The organism is Mesorhizobium sp. Ca11, assembly GCF_020165275.1.
Taxonomy (GTDB): domain Bacteria; phylum Pseudomonadota; class Alphaproteobacteria; order Rhizobiales; family Rhizobiaceae; genus Mesorhizobium.
Genome location: NZ_JAIUHU010000003.1, coordinates 298850 through 318852, shown reverse-complemented (window position 1 = coordinate 318852; position 20003 = coordinate 298850). Strand labels below are relative to the sequence as shown.

The 20003-nt window shown below is 64.6% G+C and carries 20 protein-coding genes; 11 read left to right on the top strand and 9 right to left on the bottom strand.

The window, feature by feature from the left end:
• Positions 1-131 precede the first annotated feature (131 nt).
• Together LB538_RS07910 and LB538_RS07905 are read left to right on the top strand one after the other, a co-directional pair.
• A complete protein-coding gene (locus tag LB538_RS07910) occupies positions 132-1679 on the top strand; it encodes a sigma-54-dependent transcriptional regulator (protein ID WP_224524227.1) in 1548 nt (515 codons plus the stop codon).
• 379 nt (positions 1680-2058) lie between these two features.
• On the top strand, positions 2059-3915 hold the full coding sequence (locus LB538_RS07905) for a DUF882 domain-containing protein (protein ID WP_224524230.1): 1857 nt from the start codon (positions 2059-2061) through the stop codon (positions 3913-3915).
• A 72-nt stretch (positions 3916-3987) separates the two neighbouring features.
• Here LB538_RS07905 and LB538_RS07900 read toward each other — a convergent pair whose 3' ends face one another.
• Positions 3988-4626, bottom strand: a complete 639-nt coding sequence (locus tag LB538_RS07900; RefSeq protein ID WP_224524234.1) for a 2-dehydro-3-deoxy-phosphogluconate aldolase — start codon at positions 4624-4626, stop codon at positions 3988-3990.
• A gap of 145 nt (positions 4627-4771) precedes the next feature.
• Here LB538_RS07900 and LB538_RS07895 point away from each other — a divergent pair, with 145 nt between their 5' ends.
• The 3 genes from LB538_RS07895 (at position 4772) to LB538_RS07885 (ending at position 7556) form a co-directional block, all read left to right on the top strand.
• The gene (locus LB538_RS07895; protein ID WP_224524640.1) at positions 4772-5701 is read left to right on the top strand and encodes a rhodanese-related sulfurtransferase; all 930 of its coding nucleotides are present in this window, start codon (positions 4772-4774) and stop codon (positions 5699-5701) included.
• Positions 5702-5823: 122 nt separating this feature from the next.
• Positions 5824-6555 (top strand): tellurite resistance TerB family protein, encoded by a 732-nt coding sequence (locus tag LB538_RS07890; protein ID WP_224524237.1) that lies wholly within the window; start codon positions 5824-5826, stop codon positions 6553-6555.
• Between the two features lie 239 nt (positions 6556-6794).
• Complete coding sequence (locus LB538_RS07885; protein WP_224524240.1) at positions 6795-7556, top strand: SDR family oxidoreductase; 762 nt, start codon at positions 6795-6797, stop codon at positions 7554-7556.
• Between the two features lie 12 nt (positions 7557-7568).
• On the opposite strand, the gene LB538_RS07880 is transcribed toward LB538_RS07885, so the two are convergent.
• The gene (locus tag LB538_RS07880) at positions 7569-8753 is read right to left on the bottom strand and encodes a pyridoxal phosphate-dependent aminotransferase (RefSeq protein WP_224524244.1); all 1185 of its coding nucleotides are present in this window, start codon (positions 8751-8753) and stop codon (positions 7569-7571) included.
• An 82-nt stretch (positions 8754-8835) separates the two neighbouring features.
• On the opposite strand from LB538_RS07880, the gene LB538_RS07875 reads away from it, so the two are divergent.
• The 4 genes from LB538_RS07875 to denD are packed head-to-tail and all read left to right on the top strand — an operon-like array spanning position 8836 to position 11754.
• The gene (locus LB538_RS07875) at positions 8836-9522 is read left to right on the top strand and encodes a GNAT family N-acetyltransferase (protein WP_140842106.1); all 687 of its coding nucleotides are present in this window, start codon (positions 8836-8838) and stop codon (positions 9520-9522) included.
• Positions 9523-9535: 13 nt separating this feature from the next.
• On the top strand, positions 9536-10519 hold the full coding sequence (locus LB538_RS07870; RefSeq protein WP_224524246.1) for a cation diffusion facilitator family transporter: 984 nt from the start codon (positions 9536-9538) through the stop codon (positions 10517-10519).
• A gap of 51 nt (positions 10520-10570) precedes the next feature.
• Complete coding sequence (locus tag LB538_RS07865) at positions 10571-10777, top strand: hypothetical protein (protein ID WP_224524247.1); 207 nt, start codon at positions 10571-10573, stop codon at positions 10775-10777.
• A 2-nt stretch (positions 10778-10779) separates the two neighbouring features.
• A complete protein-coding gene (gene denD, locus LB538_RS07860; protein WP_224524248.1) occupies positions 10780-11754 on the top strand; it encodes a D-erythronate dehydrogenase in 975 nt (324 codons plus the stop codon).
• Positions 11755-11817: 63 nt separating this feature from the next.
• Here the strand turns inward: denD and LB538_RS07855 are convergent, their stop codons facing one another.
• The 4 genes from LB538_RS07855 to LB538_RS07840 all read right to left on the bottom strand — a co-directional run bounded on the left by LB538_RS07855 (position 11818) and on the right by LB538_RS07840 (position 15886).
• Positions 11818-12885, bottom strand: coding sequence for a nickel/cobalt transporter (locus LB538_RS07855; protein WP_263482322.1), 1068 nt, complete (start codon positions 12883-12885; stop codon positions 11818-11820).
• A 154-nt stretch (positions 12886-13039) separates the two neighbouring features.
• Positions 13040-13708, bottom strand: coding sequence for a DUF1007 family protein (locus LB538_RS07850; protein ID WP_140842096.1), 669 nt, complete (start codon positions 13706-13708; stop codon positions 13040-13042).
• A gap of 79 nt (positions 13709-13787) precedes the next feature.
• On the bottom strand, positions 13788-14687 hold the full coding sequence (locus LB538_RS07845) for a LysR family transcriptional regulator (RefSeq protein ID WP_224524259.1): 900 nt from the start codon (positions 14685-14687) through the stop codon (positions 13788-13790).
• Positions 14688-14689: 2 nt separating this feature from the next.
• A complete protein-coding gene (locus tag LB538_RS07840) occupies positions 14690-15886 on the bottom strand; it encodes an amidase (protein WP_224524261.1) in 1197 nt (398 codons plus the stop codon).
• Positions 15887-16425: 539 nt separating this feature from the next.
• On the opposite strand from LB538_RS07840, the gene LB538_RS07835 reads away from it, so the two are divergent.
• Together LB538_RS07835 and LB538_RS07830 are read left to right on the top strand one after the other, a co-directional pair.
• Positions 16426-17559: a type III PLP-dependent enzyme gene (locus LB538_RS07835; protein ID WP_224524264.1), complete on the top strand. Its 1134-nt coding sequence runs from the start codon at positions 16426-16428 to the stop codon at positions 17557-17559.
• Between the two features lie 276 nt (positions 17560-17835).
• The gene (locus LB538_RS07830; RefSeq protein ID WP_263481553.1) at positions 17836-18426 is read left to right on the top strand and encodes a GNAT family N-acetyltransferase; all 591 of its coding nucleotides are present in this window, start codon (positions 17836-17838) and stop codon (positions 18424-18426) included.
• A 120-nt stretch (positions 18427-18546) separates the two neighbouring features.
• On the opposite strand, the gene LB538_RS07825 is transcribed toward LB538_RS07830, so the two are convergent.
• The 3 genes from LB538_RS07825 to LB538_RS07815 all read right to left on the bottom strand — a co-directional run bounded on the left by LB538_RS07825 (position 18547) and on the right by LB538_RS07815 (position 20000).
• Positions 18547-18831 (bottom strand): SCP2 sterol-binding domain-containing protein, encoded by a 285-nt coding sequence (locus LB538_RS07825; protein WP_027165149.1) that lies wholly within the window; start codon positions 18829-18831, stop codon positions 18547-18549.
• Positions 18832-19022: 191 nt separating this feature from the next.
• Positions 19023-19550 (bottom strand): hypothetical protein, encoded by a 528-nt coding sequence (locus LB538_RS07820; protein WP_140842088.1) that lies wholly within the window; start codon positions 19548-19550, stop codon positions 19023-19025.
• 30 nt (positions 19551-19580) lie between these two features.
• A complete protein-coding gene (locus tag LB538_RS07815; RefSeq protein ID WP_140542843.1) occupies positions 19581-20000 on the bottom strand; it encodes a hypothetical protein in 420 nt (139 codons plus the stop codon).
• Positions 20001-20003 lie beyond the last annotated feature (3 nt).

Here is a 20003-nt window from a genome sequence, read left to right as displayed (position 1 = left end):
CCAGAATCAAAGGGAAAGGAGAAGCCGGTCAAATCCTAAGGAATTCGTTCACCGGGTTTTTTGAAACCTTATTTAGAACCCTGTGCCAAGATGATCCATGGGATTTTCTCGGGCGGACAACTCAAACAGTCATGACAGGTTCCATACTCATAGTCGATGACGATCCGGTGCAGCGCAGGCTGGTCGAGGCCGCGTTGACCAAGTTCGGCCACACCGCGATCGTCACGGATAGCGGCGCCGCCGGCCTCGACGTGCTCGACGGGCCGAACGCGCGCGAGGTCTCCGTCGTCATTCTCGATCTCGTCATGCCCGGCCTCGACGGCATCGGCGTGCTGAAGGCGATGCGCGAGCGCGCCATCAACATCCCCGTCATCGTGCAGACCGCCCAGGGCGGAATCGAAATCGTCGTCTCGGCGATGCGGCACGGCGCCTTCGACTTCGTCGTCAAGCCGGCCTCGCCCGACAGGCTGCAGACCGCGATCTCCAACGCCCTCAAGGTGGAAGCCGTCGAGGACGAGATGAAACGTGCGTCGCGGCGGCGCGGCGGCGGCCACCTCACCTTCAAGGACATGATCACGCGCAGCCCGGCAATGGACCGCGTGATACGCCTCGGGCAGAAGGCGGCGGCCTCCAACATCCCGATCCTGATCGAGGGCGAATCCGGCGTCGGCAAGGAGCTGGTGGCGCGCGCCATCCAGGGCAGCGGCGATCGTCGCTCGAAGCCCTTCGTCACCGTCAATTGCGGCGCTATCCCCGACAATCTGGTCGAATCGATCCTGTTCGGCCATGAGAAGGGCTCCTTCACCGGCGCCACCGATAAGCACATCGGCAAATTCGTCGAGGCGAATTCCGGTACGCTGTTCCTCGACGAGATCGGCGACCTGCCGCTCGACGTCCAGGTCAAGCTTTTGCGCGCCGTGCAGGAAGGCGAGGTCGATCCGGTCGGCGGCCGCTCGACCGTCAAGGTCGATATAAGGCTGATCTCGGCCACGCACCGCAACCTTCTGCAGCAGGTCAAGGACGGCAAGTTCCGCGAGGACCTGTTCTACCGGCTGAACGTCTACCCGATCTTCGTGCCGCCGCTGCGCGACCGCCGCGACGACATTCCCTACCTGGTCCGGCATTTCATGGAGAAGGTCGCTCCGACAGATCCGCGCCGCCGCCTTGCCGGCATATCGGCCACGGCGCTTGCGATGCTGCAGGCCTATGACTGGCCGGGCAACATCCGCCAGCTGGAGAATGCGGTCTTCCGGGCGTCGGTGCTTGCCGAGGGCGACGTGCTGACCGAGGAGGAATTCCCGCAGATCCGTGCGCAGGTGGAAGGAACGGTCAATCTCGGAGCGGAACCGGCATCCGCCATCGCCGATATGGTTGCGGACGCGACTCGGCAAGGGGATGAGACTGTCGCCGATACAATGGGAGCCGGCTTGCCTGATGGCCAGGCGCCAGCCAAGCCGCAGCCGCGTTTCGGAACGCTTCGCGCGCTCGATGAGCGCGGCAATGTGCGGGCGTTGGCCGACGTCGAGCTCGAGATGATCAAGCTTGCGATCGACCATTACAACGGCCAGATGAGCGAAGTCGCCCGGCGATTGGGCATCGGCCGCTCGACACTCTACCGCAAGTTGAAGGAATATGGCATTGATCCCGAAGCTGGTCGCGTCGACCGGCTTGCCTCATGAGGGGCAAGCCTCGATCCAGCTTGCCTGCCTAAAATCCGAATCAAATTGTCGCTTTTGACCTGAAAACGCATGGTTTTCAGCGGTTGGCGTTGCCGAGGATCACGCATTAACGCTAACGGTAACAGATCGTGTTGTCGGCGAGGCCGGATTCTTGATATAAACCAGCGGTTTACCACGAAATGCCGTGCATCATTTTTGACGGGATATCGCCACGGTGTTACCGCATTTCGGCTTCAATAAACGATGATTAACCATTAGGATCGATATTCGGATGTGAAAACGACGCATCCGTTTGGTCAAATCCGGGGACAAACGGCAGCCTGCAAGGCCATTTGATTTGAACAAAGTCGAACGACACAACAACGGGCGGCATTTTCACATGAGCGTCTGGCCGAGGTGGCTGACGTTCGTGATTTTGGCCGTCGGTTTTCTGTCCGCGGCGACGTCGGGCGCCCGGGCCGAGGTTCGTACGCTCAAGCTCTATCACCTGCACACCCACGAGAAGGCCGAGATCGTCTACAAGCGCAATGGGCGCTACGATCCCGAAGGCCTGCGCAAGATCAACATCATCCTGCGCGACTGGCGCCGCAACGAGCCGACCAAGATGGACCCGCGGCTGCTCGACCTCGTCTGGGAAGCCTATCGCGAAAGCGGCGCGACCGACTATATCCAGGTCGTCTGCGGCTATCGCTCGCCGTCGACCAACGCGCTGTTGCGCTCGCGCAGCCGCGGCGTCGCCGAGAAGAGCCAGCACATGCTGGGCAAGGCGATGGATTTCTACATCCCCGGCGTGCCGTTGAAGAAACTGCGCAACATCGGCCTAAAGATGCAGGGCGGCGGCGTCGGCTATTACCCGACTTCCGGTTCGCCCTTCGTGCATATGGATGTCGGCAACGTGCGCCATTGGCCGGGCATCAGCCGCCAGGAACTGGTCAGCCTGTTCCCCAACGGCAAGACGCTGCATGTGCCGAGCGACGGACGCCCGCTGCCCGGCTATGAGCAAGCAGTGGCAGCGTATCAGGCCCGCAAGGGGGCCGGCACTCCGAACATCGAACTGGCCAGCGCCGGCGGCTCGACCAAGCGCTCCGGCGGCCTGCTTGCGGCCTTGTTCGGCGGCGGTGCCGACGAAGCCGACGACGCCGCCGACGAAAGTGCCCCGGCGCCCCAGCGGAAAGCCGTGAAGCAGGTTCAGGTCGCTACTGCTGCCACGGCACGCGACAGCAATCTTCCGGGCATCGCGATTGTTTCGCCGAAGGATGCCAAGCGCGCCAGCATCCCGCAGATCGCGGATGACGGCGCCGACGAGCAACAGCAGGATACGCCGGAGACGATCATCGCCGCCCTGCCGCCCAAGGAAATCCCGCTGCCCGATTTCGCGCCGCGTCCGAAGGTTGATGTCGGCCAGCAGACGCCGCAGAACGTGCCGTTCGCCATGGCGGATGCCTCGGCGACGACGGAGCAGGCGGTTTCGACTGCGCAGGCGCCGGTGCCGGACAAGGTTCCGTTCGCCACGGCCAGCGCCGCCGAGGCCGCGAGCACCGATCCGGCCCAGGTAGCGGTCAACAACATCCCGCTGCCGACCTGGCGTCCCGACCGCTCGGCGACGCCGGCCGATCTGGCGCCGAAGGACAAGAGCGTGCTTCTGGCGCTGGCCGAAACCGCTTCGCAGGACAAGAGCGCGACCGACGCGTTCTCCGTGCTGCCGACCGCCCGGCCGCAGCCCGGCAAGCAGGACGAGGTCAAAGCCGTCCTCGAACAGGCCAATGCCACCGTCGAGGCCGATGGCGTCGGCGGCGCCGAATACCAGCTTGCGTCGCTGACCGAGCCGGAGCCGCGCTCCGCGTTCAACGATCCGTCGGGCGTCGATGCGGCCTCGCCGCGCCAGGCCATTGCCGCGCTCCCGGCCGGGAGCGACCCGGCGCAGGCAATTGGCGCCGGCGTGAAGACGACGGCCAAGGAAGCCAGGGCGTCTGCCCACGATCTGAAGCCCGGGCCCAAGGCCATGGTGGTGGCGACGCCGCCGCAAGCCGCGCGCTGGGCGCTGGGCAGCGGCGTCAACATTGCCACGGTTTCCGACCCGACGACAGCGCCGCGCTATGCCTACAACATCGTGCATACGCCGCCGAGCGAAGTGTATACGGCCGGCTTTCAGGCGGATGGCGGGGTGCCGGACGCAAGCCGGTTCACGGGCAACGCGGTGAAGTTCCTCTCGGTCGCGCGCTTCCAAACGAAATAGGCGAGCCAGCGTGGCCGCTGAAAAGCCGCGTTGGCCCGCCAGCGCGGCTTTTGCTTTATGGGGGCGGACCGATTACTTCTTGAGCTTGCTCGCCTCACGCGCCAGCGCTTCGATCTCGTCCCACTTGCCGACCTTGATGAGATCGTCGGGCGCGACCCAGGAGCCGCCGACGCAGATGACGTTGGGCAGGCTCAGATAGTCGGCGGCATTCTTGGCCGTAATGCCGCCGGTCGGGCAGAATTTCACGTCGGCGAGCGGCGAGGCGAAAGCCTTCAGCGAAGCGATGCCGCCGGACTGCTCGGCCGGGAAGAATTTCAGGAAGCGCAGGCCGGCTTCGCGCGCGGCCATGATCTCGCCGGGCGTGATGGCGCCGGGCAGCAGCGGCACGGAGCTGTCCTTGGCCGCGTCGAGAAGCTGGCTGGTGATGCCCGGACTGACGATGAATTTCGAGCCGGCGGCGGCTGCCTCGTCGAACTGCTTGGCATCGAGAATGGTGCCGGCGCCGACGACCGCGTCCTCGACCTCGGCGGCGACGCGGCGGATCGCTTCCAGCGCATCGGCGGTGCGCAAGGTGATCTCGATGGCCCGCAAACCGCCGCGCGAAAGCGCGCGGGCGAGCGGCACGGCATCTGCCACGTTGGCGATCTTGAGCACCGGGATGACCGGCTGACCATTGAGGAGCGACAGGAGCTTTTCGGTCTTGCTGGTCATGTGCTGGTCTCCATCTCGATCGTTTTAAACCGATTAGCAGAAGGGATATGCCAAGTCCACGAAACCCGGCGTGTCGTGATGCCGCGTGGCCAGCTGAATATCGGTCGCCTTGAAACGGCTTTCAGCACGGTCTAGTGGCATGAGCATGACAACTGCTATGGAGATTCAGCCAGTCCGGGTCGCCGCGCTCTACAAATTCGCGCGCCTCGACGGATACGAAGCCTTGCGCGCGCCGCTTGCCGCCTTCTGCTGCGGGCGCGGCATCAAGGGCACGCTGCTTCTGGCGCATGAAGGCATCAACGGTACCGTTGCCGGCAGCGAGGATGCGATTGCCGCGCTGATCGACCATCTGCAAGCCATCGAAGGCCTTGCCGGTCTCGAAGTCAAATACAGCGCCGCTGCCGAAATGCCGTTCCACCGCATGAAGGTGCGGCTGAAGCGCGAGATCGTCACCATGGGCGTCGAGGACATCGATCCGAAGGCGAGCGCCGGAACCTATGTCGCGCCGGCCGACTGGAACGCGCTGATCTCGGACACCGACACGCTCGTCATCGATACCCGCAACGCCTACGAGGTCTCGCTCGGCACTTTCCAGGGTGCGGTCGATCCCAAGACCACCAGCTTCCGCGAGTTCCCCGCCTGGGTCGAGCAGCATCGTGGAGAGCTCGAAGGCCGCAAGGTGGCGATGTTCTGCACCGGCGGCATTCGCTGCGAGAAGGCGACGGCCTATGTGAAGTCGCTCGGCCTCAAAAACGTTTTCCATCTCAAGGGCGGCATCCTGAAATATCTGGAGGACGTGCCGGCCGAAGAGAGCCTCTGGCAAGGCGAATGTTTCGTGTTCGACGAGCGGGTCTCCGTCTCGCATGGTCTGGTCGAGGGGGAGGCGGAGCTCTGCCGGGCTTGCCGGCATCCGCTGACGGTCGAGGACCGGCTGTCGCCGAAATACGCAATCGGCGTCTCATGCCCGCGTTGCTTTGAAGTGCGGTCCGATGCGGATCGCGAGCGCTATGCCGAACGCCACCGCCAGGTCGAGCTGGCGCAAGCGCGCGGCGGCAAGCGCCATATCGGCAATTAGAGCGGCCAGTTCTGCGAGCGAAAGCTGGCCCCGTCATTGTAATGTCGATGCACGGGGCCTACCTCTTGCCGGTCCGAAACCCTGCCCGGGCGCGTTCGGCCGGGCCCATTCTGGAGGCATTGATGCTCGATCCCAAGAAGCTGCTCGACGACCTTCTCGGCTCGCAAATCCCCGGGACCGGCTCGACTGTCCGCGACAAGGCGGGGCAGGCGGTGCAGATGGCAAAGGACAATCCGCTCGCCGCCGGCGCGCTGGCAGCCGTGCTGCTCGGCACCGGCACTGGCCGGCAGGTGACGGGCGCGGCCGTCAAGCTCGGCGGCCTGGCTGCGATCGGAGGCCTCGCCTACAAGGCTTATCAGAATTACAAGGCCGGCAAGGAGCCGGCGCAGGCACCGGCCGGCAGCGAGCCAGAGCTGCTGCCGCCGCCGGCCGACACCGCCTTCCACCCCTCGCAGGCGCCGCAGGGCGAGGCCGAGTTCACGCTGACGCTGGTCAGGGCAATGATCTCGGCGGCGAAGGCAGACGGCCATGTCGACGATGACGAGCGCAAGAAGATCGCCGACAAGCTCAAGCTCGCGGGCATCGGGGCCGAAGCGGAAAAGTTCCTGCTTGCCGAGCTCGAAAGCCCGCTCGATCTCGACGCGCTGATCGCCGGCGCCAAGACCGATGCGCAGAAGCTCGAGCTTTATACCGCCTCGCGGCTCACCATCGATCCCGACACGCGCACCGAGCGCGGTTATCTCGACCTGCTCGCCGGCCGCCTCGGCCTGCCGGACGCCCTGGTCGATCATGTCGAGGCGACGGTTTCGGCGGCCAAGGTGCCGGCGGGAACGGCGCCCAATTCACCGTGGTGATTCGGCGTGGTAAACGTCCTTCGGGGACGCCTTGCCGGTCGTTAATCTTCCGTTAACCCAGCAAGCGCATCATTCTAATCAGTCGGACCGGCTTTTCCTCCTCCCAAGCGCGGTTCAGATCGGGGCGGTCGCCAATGGCCGCCCTTTTTGTTGGCCTTTTCTTTATTGCCAACAGCGGCTTGCCATGACCCCAGGCATTTGCGATGCCACGTCTTTCCATCCATGACCGGAGGTCGGCGATGACAGCCATAGCAGAGAAGACCGCCATCGTTACCGGCGCCGGCACCGGCATCGGCAAGAGCGTCGCGACGGCGCTGCTCAAGGCAGGCTGGAACACGGTGTTCTGCGGCCGCCGCAAGACGCTGCTGGAAGAGGCGATCGCCGATGCGGGCAAGACGCAAGCCAAAGCATTGGCCGTCGCTTGCGATATCAGCAAGGCCGAGGAAGTGGACGACATGTTCGAGACCGTGCTCGAAGGCTTCGGCCGCGTCGACCTGCTCTTCAACAATGCCGGCATAGGCTACAAGTCGACGCTGATCGACGAGATTCCGGTCGAGGTGTGGAACGACGTCGTCGGCGTCAATCTCACCGGATCGTTCCTGTGCGCTCGCGCAGCCTTCGGTGCGATGCGAAGGCAGAAGCCGATGGGCGGCCGGATCATCAACAACGGCTCTGTGTCGGCCTATGCACCGCGCCCAGGCTCAGCGCCCTATACGGCGACCAAGCACGCGATCACCGGGCTCACCAAGACGCTGGCGCTCGACGGCCGGCCCTTCGACATCGCCTGCGGCCAGATCGACATCGGCAATGCGCTGACCGAGATGGCGCAGCCGATGACGGTGGGTGTGCCGCAGGCCAACGGCTCGATCGCCGCCGAGGCGGTAATGGATGTGCAGCGCGTCGCCGACGCGGTGCTGCATATGGCCAGCCTGCCGCTCGATGCCAATGTGCTGTTCATGACGGTGATGGCGACGAAGATGCCATTCGTCGGGCGCGGATGAGCGCCTGATCGATCACTTGTTCAGGAACGCCTCGATCCGCTCCAGCGCGCGCAGGATGTTCTCCTCCGAATTGGCGTAGGAAAGCCGGATATAGCCTTCGCCGAGCACGCCGAAATCGGGGCCGCCGATGAGCGCCACGCCGGCGTCTTCCAACAGCGCCGAGGCAAGCTTCTTGGCCTTCCAGCCGGTCTTCGAGACGTTGGGGAAGGCATAGAAGGCACCTTTAGGCGTGATGCAGGAAATGCCCGGGAGCGCGTTCAGCCCTTCGACCACGATCTTCCTGCGGTTGTCGAAGGCGCGCATCATCTTCTCGACGTCGTCCTGCGGGCCGTCGATCGCGGCGATGCCGGCGAACTGGCTCGGCGCGTTGACGCAGGACCAGCAGTTCACCGCCAGCTTGCGAACCTTGTCGTAGAGATGCGCGCCCTTGTCGCCGTTCGGCCAGATCGACCAGCCCATGCGCCAGCCGGTCATCGCCCAGGTCTTCGACCAGCCGTTGAGCACGATCAGCCGGTCGCGGATCTCGGGGAAATTGAGTAGCGAGCAGTGGGTCTCGCCGTCATAGGTCATGACGTCGTAGATCTCGTCCGACATGATGGCGACCTCAGGATGTTTCTCCAGGCCCTTGACCAGCTTCTCGATCTCGGCCCGCGGGGTGACGCCGCCGGTCGGATTGGCGGGCGAGTTGAGGATCAGCAGCCTCGTCTTCGGCGTGATCAGCGCCAGCGTCTCGTCGGCCGAGAAGGCAAAGCCGTTTTCCTCGCGGATCGGCACCGGCACCGGAGTGGCGCCGGTGAACTCGATCATCGAGCGGTAGATCGGAAAGCCGGGATCGGGGTAGAGGATCTCGGTGCCGGCCTCGCCGAACATCAGGATCGCGGCGAACATGGTCGGCTTGCCGCCGGGCAGGATCATCACGTTCTCGGGCGACACCTCGACGCCGGTGGTGGTCAGCGTGCGGCGCACGACGGCCTCGCGGGTGGCCAAGAGGCCGTTTGCCGGCGTGTAGCCATGGTGGCCGTCGCGCAGCGCCTTGATCGCCGCCTCGACGATGTGCTGGGGCGTCTTGAAATCGGGCTGGCCGATGCCGAGGTTGACGATATCACGACCCTGATGGGCAAGCGCGGTAGCCCTCGCCAGCACCGCAAAGGCATTTTCCTCGCCGAGACGGTCGAAGGCCGCGATCGTGTGGAGCATTTTTCCTGTCCCTGTGGTTCTTTCTGTGGGCGAGCGTTTTTGTGACCGTCCGCAGGCAAAAGTCAAACGGATTGGAATGGCCGTGTCGGAAGATCTGAAGAATTGGCAGCCGCGCCCGCGGCCGGAACGCAAGCCGATCGAGGGACGCACGGTCAGGCTCGAGCCGCTGAGCGCAGCAAGGCATGGCGATGGTCTTTACGAAGCGTCGTCGGTGCCCGACGCCGGCGGACGTTTCGCCTGGCTGCCGGACTATCCGCCGGAGACCCGCGCGGCCTTCCAGCCTTGGCTGGACAAGGCCGAAGCGAGCGAGGACCCGCTGTTCTTCACTGTCATCGACAAGGCGAGCGGCAAGATCGCCGGGCGTCAGACGCTGATGCGCATCGACGCCGCCAACGGCGTCGGCGAAATCGGCAACATCTATTGGGGTCCGCTGATCTCGCGCAAGCCGGCCGCGACCGAGGCGCAGTTCCTGTTTGCGAAATATCTCTTCGACGATCTCGGCTACCGCCGTTACGAGTGGAAGTGCAACAACCGCAACGAGCCTTCGAAGCGCGCCGCCGAGCGCTTCGGCTTCAGGTTCGAAGGCATCTTCCGGCAACACCTTGTCGTCAAGGGTGAAAACCGCGACACGGCGTGGTATTCGATCATCGACAAGGAATGGCCGGCCTTGCGCAAAGCCTATGAGGGCTGGCTCGATCCGGCGAATTTCGATGGCGAAGGCGGCCAGAGGCGGCGGCTTGAGGATTTCCGCGCTGATTTCGGCGCGTGACAGGAGTTCAGCGATGGCGCATGACCACGCTTCGCACGATCACGGCCCGGCCGGTGCCGGCCATGTGCATGGCTCGACCGACAAGAAACGGGTGCTGATCGCGACCTGCCTGACCGCGGGCTTCATGGTCGCCGAGGCACTGGGCGGCTGGCTGACCGGGTCGCTGGCGCTGGTCGCCGATGCCGGGCACATGCTGGCGGACGCCATCGCGCTCGGTCTTGCCTGGTATGCCTTCCACCTGACGGGCCGTCCGGCCACCGGCCGTCTCACCTATGGCTTCGCCCGGGTGAAGACGCTCGTCGCCTACACCAACGGCATCGCCATCTTCGTCATCGCGCTCTGGATCGTCTACGAGGCCTGGGGGCGGCTGATGAACCCGGCGCCGGTGCTCGGCGGGCCGATGCTGGTGGTGGCGGTGGCAGGCCTTCTGGTCAACATCGCCTCCTTCTTCGTGCTGCATGGCGGCGATCGGGAAAGCCTCAACATGCGCGGCGCCATCCTGCACGTGCTGGGCGACCTGCTTGGCTCGGCCGCGGCAATCGCGGCAGCCCTCATCATCCTGGCAACCGGCTGGACGCCCATCGATCCGATCCTGTCGGTGCTGGTGTCGCTGCTCATTCTCTCGACGGCATGGTCGCTGATGCGCCAGGCGGCCCACGTCCTGCTCGAAGGCGTGCCGGCCAGCCTCGATCGCGACCTGATCGCCAAGGACATCGAAGGCGCTGTCAAGGGCGTGCGTGAGGTGCACCATATGCATGTCTGGTCTCTCGACGGGACCTCCAACATGGCGACGCTGCATGCTTGCCTGAATGACGGCGTCGATGCGCATGTGGCGGTGAGCGCCATCAAGAAACGGCTTGCGGCCGAGCATGGCATCGAGCATGCCACTGTCGAACCCGAATTCGGCCAATGCGCGGACAGCCATGACGAGCACGACCACCATCATGATCACGACCATGCGCATGATGCGCCGCGCGATCGCCGGCACTATCACTGATCGCGGCGTGATGATGAACCCGAACAGCCTCGAACTGAAGAACGCCAGCTGATGGATCGTGACACAAAGAACGCGGCGACCGCTGCGGCCGTGATACTGCTCGTGTTCGGTCTCGCGGCCTATTTCCTGCCGGCCATCATGCTGGCCGCGGGCAAGGTGTCGACGGTGCTCGCGGCCGTCATCGCCGCGATCTTCATGGTCGGTCTGTTCGTCGTCCTGTGGCTGCGCGGACGCAGCCAGCGCAAGAAAGGTCTCTGAAGATGAGAATACTGATCACGGGCGCGGCCGGCATGGTCGGCCGCAAGCTTATCGCGCGGCTCGCCAAGGACGGCGCCTTGCGCGGGCGAAAGATCACGGCGCTCGACCTGCATGACATCGTGGCGCCGCAGGCGCCGGCGCTCGCCGGCGTCGATGTCTCGATCCATACCGGCGATCTTTCCGCGCCCGGCGCCATGTCCGCTCTCGTGGCTCCGCGCCCGGATGTGATCTTCCATCTGGCGGGCATCGTCTCGGGCGAGGCAGAGGCTAATTTCGACCTCGGCTATCGCGTCAATCTCGACGGCACGCGCACCCTGTTTGACGCCGTGCGGCTGGCGGCGTTCGCGCCGCGCCTCGTCTTCACCTCGTCGATCGCCGTGTTCGGCGCGCCGTTTCCGGACGTCATCCCGGACGAATTCCATCCGACGCCGCTCACCTCCTACGGCACGCAGAAGCAGATGAGCGAAGCGCTGCTCGCCGACTATACGCGGCGCGGTTTCTTCGACGGCATCGGCATCCGGCTGCCGACGATCTGCGTCCGCCCTGGCAAGCCGAACAAGGCGGCGTCGAGCTTCTTCTCAGGCATCATCCGCGAGCCGCTCGCCGGCCAGGAGGCGATCCTGCCGGTGCCGCGATCGGTGCTGCATACTCATGCCAGCCCGCGTTCGGCGGTGAATTTCCTCGTCCACGCGGCCGAGATCGACGGCGACAAGGTTGGTCCGCGCCGCAATCTCACAATGCCGGGCGTCGCCGTCACGGTCGGCGAGCAGATCGAGGCGCTGGAACGCATCGCCGGCGCCGAGGTCGCGAAACGGATCCGCGAGCAGCCCGACGAGACCGTCTGGGCGATCGTCAAAGGCTGGCCGACGCGGTTCGAGGCCAGGCGGGCGAGGGAATTGGGATTTGCCGCCGAAAGCAGTTTCGACGAAATCATCCGCGCGCATATCGAGGATGAGCTCGGCGGGAAGATCGCCTGACGTCTGTCCATACCAGGTGATGCAGGGCTGACGCGAAGCTCAATACAGCTTTGGGCTGCTTGGTCAGGCGCCGCCTGACAAGCCGGCCGACAGAAGCAGCAGGCCGACCAGGAAGATGAAGGCGGCGCCGCCGATCTCGACGATGGAATGGATGCGGTTCCCAATGCGTCCGTCGCCGGCGAAATAGACCGCCCAATTTTTGGCCAGCACCGCGATCGTCGCCAGCGCCGAGACGGTGATCGCGGTACCGATCGACATCGCCAGCACCGACAGCAGCCCTCCCACCCACAGTCCGTTGAGCAGCGCGAAGCTCAGCACGATCAGCGCGCCGGAGCAGGGGCGGATGCCGACGGCGGCCACCGCCGACCAGGCGGTCTTCCAATCGAAGCGGTCACCCGACAGCATTGCCGGATCCGGGGCATGCGAATGGCCGCAGGTCTCGCAGACTTCGCCCGGGCCATGATCGTGGTGGGCGTGGTCGGTGTGATGGTGACCGTGCGAATGATCATGATCGTCATGCACGTGCAGTGCATGCGTATGAGCATGCGAGTGGCCCGCATGCCCGCCATGCGAATGGCCGGCATGAGCGGCCGACAGGCTGTAGGCAGGCGTCCTGCCGAACAGGTGCAGGATCGACGGACCGAGCTTGCGCCACAAAAGCCAGGCGCCGAACAGTGTCACCAGCACATAGCTCGAGATTTCCAGGAACCAGGCCGCGTCGGTCATCGAGATCGCGGTGCCGCGCAGCACGAAATAGGCAAGCATCATCACGACCACCGCCGTCAGGCCCTGCAGCAGCGCCGAGACGAAGGAGAGCATGATGCCGCGTCTCAACGCCACTTCATTGGCGACCATATAGGAGGAGATCACCGCCTTGCCGTGGCCGGGGCCGGCGGCGTGGAAGATGCCATAGGCGAAGGACAAGCCGATCAGCAGCCAAAGCTTGCTGCCGTCCTGACGCATCGCCTTCATGGCGGCCGCCAGCGAATGGTAGAACTCCTGCTGACGCAGATTGATCCACATCAGGATATGGGCGAACGGACCGGTGGTGGTGGGCGCCATGCCGTCATTGGTGCCGATGCCGAGCGAGCTTTGCGCATGCGCCGCGACACGCAGATGGGTCACAATCAAGGCAGCGGCCAATAGCCCGAGGGCCAAGCGGATATTCGTGGGATGCCCCACGAATATCCGCTTGGATTCCCTTGTTTGTCGCAGGTTCCGATCGCAAAACCGTGAGACACTTTTGCGGAACCTGCTTGCGCGCAGCGACGGTTTCATCACCAAATCATCCTTCCGGCGGGCAGTTCAACTCGAGCTTGGTGGCGAAAATCTTGCTCATGTTGGTGCCTGTCGGATCGTTGAAGAACGCCTCCGTCAGGGTCTTCTGGTTTTCCTTGATCGCCTCGTCAGGATCGGGCCGGATGACCTTTTTGGTGCAGGTCGATGGCAGGCCTTCGACGGCAAGGTTGGCGTCGTCGGTGAAGTCAATCGCCGTATAGAAGGTCGGATCGTAGACGCCGATGTCGACTTTGCCGGCGAGCTTGATCGGGGTCTTCGGCTGCGACTCGAACAGGATGATCAGCTGGTCGTTGTCGAAGTTCGCCATCAGATGCGGCGGCGGCACCATCGGCACGTCCTTGCCGTCCTGGGTGACGAGCTGGAAATAGTTGAACTCGGCCAACGACGAATGAACGGTGTCGGCCACTTCCTTGAGCTCTTTGTCGTCAAGTTTCAGATCGGAGTTCTTGTCGAACTCCATCATCACCGTACTCGAAAACAGGTCGTCGAAGCGCCAAAGGTGGCGCAGCGCCGTCACACTTTGGTGATCCTGGCTGAGGATGACGTCGAGGCGAGCCTCGGCGAAGACATGCGGGTGCACCTCGGCCTGCTCGACCGAGGCGAACGTGGCCGCGAGGGCCGAAGCCAGCATGGTTGCTTGCCGTTTCAGATGCATTCCGGGCCGCGATTCCATCGACTTCGGGAGTGAGGGCCCGAGAGTTAACATAAAGGGGGCGAAATTGGGACGCGGGTTATCACGCTGTGTCGCGCGTCTTGAACCACTGCACCAGGAAATCGACGAGGACCCTTACCTTGGCCGGCAGATAGCGGCGATGCGGGTAGACGGCGAAGATGCCGGTGCCCGCCAGGAGACGATCGTCGAGCGCGGTGACCAGCTTGCCGGACGCGACGTCGGGGGCGGCGACGAAATCCGGCAGCATGGCGTAGCCCAGGCCGGAGAGCGCGGCGGCTCTTGCCACGATCGGGCTGTTGACCTCGATCGGGCCCGAAACGGCGACGCTGATGGAGTCCTCGGCATCGCCCTTGAAGCGCCAGTTGGCCAGTGAGCGGCCGTTGGTGTCGACGATGCAGGGCATGTTGGCGAGATCCTGCGGACGTGTCGGCTTGCCGTGCCTGGCGATCAGCTCCGGCGACGCGCAAAGCCTGACCGAGAACGGCGCCAGCCGCCTGGCGATCAGCGAGGAGTTCTCCAGCCGCGAGATGCGCACGGCAAGGTCGAAGCCCTCCTCGACAAGATCGACGAAGCGGTCGTCGAGATGGATGTCGAGCACGATGTCGGGATGCTGCCTGGCGAAGTCGACCAGCGATTGGCCGATCGGCGCATCGGCGAAGGTGCGGGCGGCCGACAGCTTGATCCTGCCGCGAACGTCGCCGGAAGACTGGCGCACAGCCTCGGCGAGGCTGTCGACCTCGCGCACGATCTCGGAGGCGCGCTGATAATAGGTGTGGCCGGCTTCGGTCAGCGAGAACTGGCGCGTGGTGCGGTTGAGCAGCAGCGCGCCGAGCTCGTCCTCCAGCTCGCGCACATATTTCGACAACAGCGCCTTGGAGCGGCCGATCTTGCGCGCCGCGGCCGAAAAACCTTCCGCCTCGACCACGTCGATGAAGGCGCGCATGCGCGTCAATGTATCCATGGTCAGACCTTTCGTGCCGCGTCGAGAATCCTGCGGCCGAGCCGTATCAGGGCAACGTCGCTGCCGAAAGGGCCGAGCAGCGAAAGGCCGAAGGGCGCGCCGTCGACGGAGCCGATCGGCAAGGTGATCTGCGGAAAGCCCGAGAGACCGGAAAGACACAAGAGATGCAGCGCCCTTTCGCGATAGGCCTGGAACTGTTCGGGCGTGCTTGAAGCGAGCGGCGCCGCGCCGGGAACGGTGGGCAGGACCAGAAAGCCGTTGTTGCCGAGCAGCGCCGCGAACTCGGCCCGGAACGCCAGGCGGCGCGCGGCTTCGGTGGCGGCAGTCTTGGCGTCGATGGTGCGGCCGAAGCCGAAACGCTCCTCGACGCCCGGGCTGAGCCGGCCGCCGGCCGAAATCCAGGGACCATGCTCGCGCCAGGCCTCGAAGGCCTGCAGGCGGCGGAAGCACCAGTAAAGCTCGTCGGGGGACGAGGCGAAGGCGTATTCGGTCTCCGCGGGCTGGCCGACGACGGCGGCCGCCGATGCCTTCATACGCGCATATTCGGCGGCTTCGGCCGGACCGGTGACGAAGGCGTCAAGCCAGCGGATCGACAGCGGCCGGTTGAGCGGGTGTTGGTGCGGGTCGCGGCCAAGCAGCAGCTTGCCGACCGTCTCATAGGTTTCGATGTCGTCGGCGAACCAGCCGAAAGTGTCGAAGCTCGATGCCAGCTTCATCGCGCCGTCGAGCGGGATGCGGCCATGGCTGGTGCGCAGTCCGATCAGGCCGCAGAAGCTCGCCGGCGCGCGGATCGAGCCGCCGGTGTCGGAACCGGTGGCGATGTTCGCCAGCCCGCCGGCGACCGCGGCGGCCGAGCCGGAGGAGGAGCCGCCGGTGACGCGCTCGGGCGCGGCGGGATTGACCGGGTAGGGGAAATGCGCGTTCTGGCCGAACAGCGAGAAGGCCAGCTCGTCGGTCTGGGTCTTGCCGACGAATCGCGCGCCGGCGTCGAGGATCGTCTGCACCGCTTGCGCCGTGCGCGAGGCAGCGTGCGCCTCCTCGAATTTTTGCGGGTTGCCGCAGCCTGTGCGGTAGCCGGCAACGTCATAGATGTCCTTGACGGCCAGGCGCAGGCCTGCGAGCGGGCCCAATTCCGCATTCGCCACAGGCATTTGGCGCAGATCGAGGAAGGCGTTGAGCGGTGCTTGAGTTCCTGGCATCGTTCGATATCCGGATACAGTGCGGCAAGCATTGTTCGATGCCAGAAATTTTACAACCTGCACTTACGATTTTTATTGATTGTGAAATCCTTCGCTCCTATATCCCCTTTGCCCAAAGTCGCACGTGCCTGTGGGTGTCCGCCGATCCTCGAATGGTGAGGGCAATCGGTAAGGTAACTGGAGCCAACCCCTCCAGTCGGTCAGTGGCCAACCACAAGACCGAGGACACCTTGAAGCAACGACGGTGCGGGCCTTTCTGGTTCTCTTCCGGTTGTCCAAAGACCGGGGTTACTAAAGAGGCACACCTTCATTGCCGGCAGTGCGGACGGGTCTCCCATCCAAGCCAAGGCAGACAAAGCGAACCGAGGCCGGGCAAGGCCAAGGTTCATCGCCGCGAGACGGCATTTCATGGTTCCGGGGTCTCCACCGGCTGGTCCCATGGATTTGACGTCCCGCCTTTGTCCACCGCGTGTTCGCGAGGCCGACAGCCCGCGTCCCGCAGCCTTATTGCACGCCGAAAGGCGTTATGGAGAGACCCGATGGCCACCCAGCGCATCCTTGATTTCCTCGCCACCCGACGTCCGAACGGCCCTTGCCTCGTCGTCGACCTCGATGTCGTGCGCGACAATTTCCGCGCCTTCGAGAAGGCGTTGCCCGATTCCAAGATCTACTATGCGGTGAAAGCAAACCCGGCGCCGGAAATCCTGCGCCTGCTTGCTGCAATGGGCTCGTCCTTCGACACCGCATCGGTTGCCGAGGTCGAGATGGCGATGGATGCCGGCGCGCCGGCGGGCCGCATTTCCTTCGGCAATACCATCAAGAAGGAGCGTGACATCGCACGCGCTTACCAGCTCGGCATCCGCCTCTACGCGGTGGACTGCGTCGAAGAGGTCGAGAAGATCGCCCGCGTCGCCCCCGGCTCGCGCGTGTTCTGCCGCGTGCTGACCGACGGCGAAGGCGCGGAATGGCCGCTGTCGCGCAAGTTCGGCTGTGTGCCGGCGATGGCCGTCGACGTGCTGCGTCATGCCAAGGGCCTCGGCCTCGATGCCTATGGCGTGTCGTTCCATGTCGGCTCGCAGCAGACCGACCTGTCGGCCTGGGATCGCGCGCTGGGCGACGCCAGGAAGGTGTTCGCGACGCTCGCCGAGGAAGGCATCGTCTTGAAGATGGTCAACCTGGGCGGCGGCTTCCCGACCCGTTACCTGAAGGACGTGCCGGCGGCCCAGGCCTACGGCCAGGCGATCTTCTCGGCCCTGCGCAAGCATTTCGGCAACGCGCTGCCCGAGACGATCATCGAGCCGGGACGCGGCATGGTCGGCAATGCCGGCGTCATCAAGTCGGAAGTCGTGCTGATCTCGAAGAAGGCCGACAACGACAATGTGCGCTGGGTGTTCCTCGACATCGGCAAGTTCGGCGGTCTCGCCGAGACCATGGACGAGGCGATCCGCTATCCGCTGGTCACCCGCCATGACGGCTCGGAGACCGCGCCCTGCGTGCTCGCCGGCCCGACCTGCGATTCGGCCGACGTGATGTATGAGAAGACGCCTTATCCGCTGCCCTTGTCGCTGACCATCGGCGACGAGGTGCTGATCGAAGGCACCGGGGCCTACACGACCACCTATTCGGCGGTCGCCTTCAACGGCTTCGAACCTCTCCGATCCTACGTGATCTGAGCATTTCGCAAGAAACCGCTCAGATCAAACCGGCGCGGGCGCCTTCGCCCGCCCGGGCTCGCTTGTGGGACAGATCTCCGCTCGTGAAGGATCGCGGATATGGAATACCTGACCAAATCGGCCTTCGCGGCCACTGAAATTGCCCCCTCGTCCGGACCGTTGGCTGAGCTTTTCTCCGCGGGGGAGAACGGCTCGACGGCAGTGCTTCTTGGCGCATTTTCTTACGGCGAACCCGTTTCCACTTCGCCTGAAAATGCGTTTGCGCCCTCCCTGGCCCTGCGGGCACAGGCTGGCTCGCGCGGCGCACCGGACGAGGGGGCCGCCCAGGCGCCGGCCTTCGTCATTCTTGGCGAAGGCGCGGGCGACGTCGCAGCGCGCGAAGCGCTGCTCGACCGCGCCATGGGGCCGAAGCGCAAGAAGAAGTCATCCGAGAAGCTGCGGCGCGGCCGCCGGCCCTCGGAAGGCCTGGCCTTTGTCGCCCGCGATGCGTCGGGCGCGGTCGTCGGCACGGTGCGGCTGTGGGATGTGAGGTTGGGCGAGGGCGGTCCGGCAGCGCTGCTGCTCGGCCCGCTCGCGGTCGAGCCGGGATTGAAGAGCGGCGGCATCGGCTCGGCGCTGATGCGGCACGCACTCGCCGAAGCGGCGCGGCTCGGCCATGGCGCGATCCTGCTCGTCGGCGATGCGCCCTATTACGGGCGGTTCGGCTTCTCAGCCGACCGCACCGGGGCGCTTGCCATGCCCGGCCCCTATGAGCGGCACCGGCTTCTGGCGCTGGAACTGCAGGAAGGCGCGTTGGACGGCGCCAAAGGCACGATCAAGGCCGCCGGCCGCAAGATCAAAGGACAGGCGCTGGGTTTCGTCGCCTGAAGCCTTTGTTTTCACGCAATTCCGGACGGAAACCCGCTACGCACTTTTCCTGGAATTGCTTTAGGTTCGACAAAAACAGCAACGCCGCCCATCGGGCGGCGTTGCTGTTTTTGCGAAGGATCAGCCGAGCAGCTGGCTGAGCGCCATGGCGACGGTCATGTCGCCCTCGACCTTCAGCTTGCCGGACATGAAGGCCATGGTCGGATTGAGGTCGCCGGCAATCAGCGAATCCAGATCGTCGAGCGACAGCTTGACGGTGCAGTCGGTCGGCGCATCGGTGGTCGAGACGGTCGCGCCGTCGATGACGATGACGCCGTCGCTGCCGGTGTCGAACTTGACCGAATGCTCGAAGCCGGCGCTTGCCACGCGCGACTTGATCTTGTCGGCAATCTCCTGAACGCCCATGGCGGTTCTCCTCGTTGGTTGCGTTGACGCGCACCGGCGCTTGGCCGCTGGGCGAGGTAGACGCGCCGCGCTCCAGCGCGACCACAGGCGCATATAGCTTCGAGTTGACGTTTACGTCAACGCGGTCACCATGCGTCATATCGCTTAGGGAAACTGGGCCATGTCTATCGCCGGCGCACGCGGCTAGGCAGTCAATGCTCCGGCGCCTGGAAAGGCTTGGTCATCGCCGCCGCGGTGTCGCCGGCATTCTTGCGGCGCCGAAGCGCGTTGTCGCGGATATCGTCCTTGGACAGGAAGTTGACCTGGTCGATCAGCACCTCGTGCACCAGCTCGACGCCGACGCGGGTGTTGATGGTGTCGCGGATCGACTTGCGGAAAGCGTCGAGATCGATCGATTCCTTCTTGGTGAAATCGATCTGCGGGTTGGAATAGAGATAGGAATAGACCTGGTCGGTCATCAGCGCCTGCGCCGGGATCGACAGCTTCTTTATCTGGTCCGGCTCCACCGTGTAGACGAGTTTGGTGAGGAAATAGCCCTCGATCGTCCCGTCGCGCAGCAACGGCACCGAGATCATGTCGGTCTTGACATAGTCGAGGCCGCCCAGCATCGGCTTCGGCGGCTCGGCCGCGCCGCGCTGGCCCGCCGCCTGGAAGGAATAGAAGACCGCGCCGAGCGTCACGGCGCAGATCCACAGCGCGGCGGCGATGAATTTTATCACCGGGTCTGTCCTTGCGCCTCGATCATCTCATCAGGCTCGCGCCATTCCGAACTCACCGGCCGAATAGGTGCCGTCGGTATCGGCGCGCTGGATGGCGTTCCTCAAAAGCGTGGCGACTTCGTTGACCGCGTTGAGATGGGCAAGGATCGCCGCCTCATTCCTGGCCAGCTTCTGGCGCAGCCGCAGCAGGCCTTCGCGATGCTGCTCGAGGAATTCGATCTCGTTGGCGCCCTTCATGGCGCGGTTCAGCTCGTAGAGATACCGGCTCTTGCGCGCGTTCGAGGCCTTGAGATCATAGGCCGTTCCGCTGCGGATGCCGGCGGTTTCCTCGTCCACGACTTCCTCGATGCGACCGATGATGGCGGCGAGGTTGCCGGGTCGCGCGGCGGCGGGCGCCTCCATTGCGCTGGTGCGTGCGGGAAGGTTGGAAAGCTCCGTTTGGTCGGCCATGTA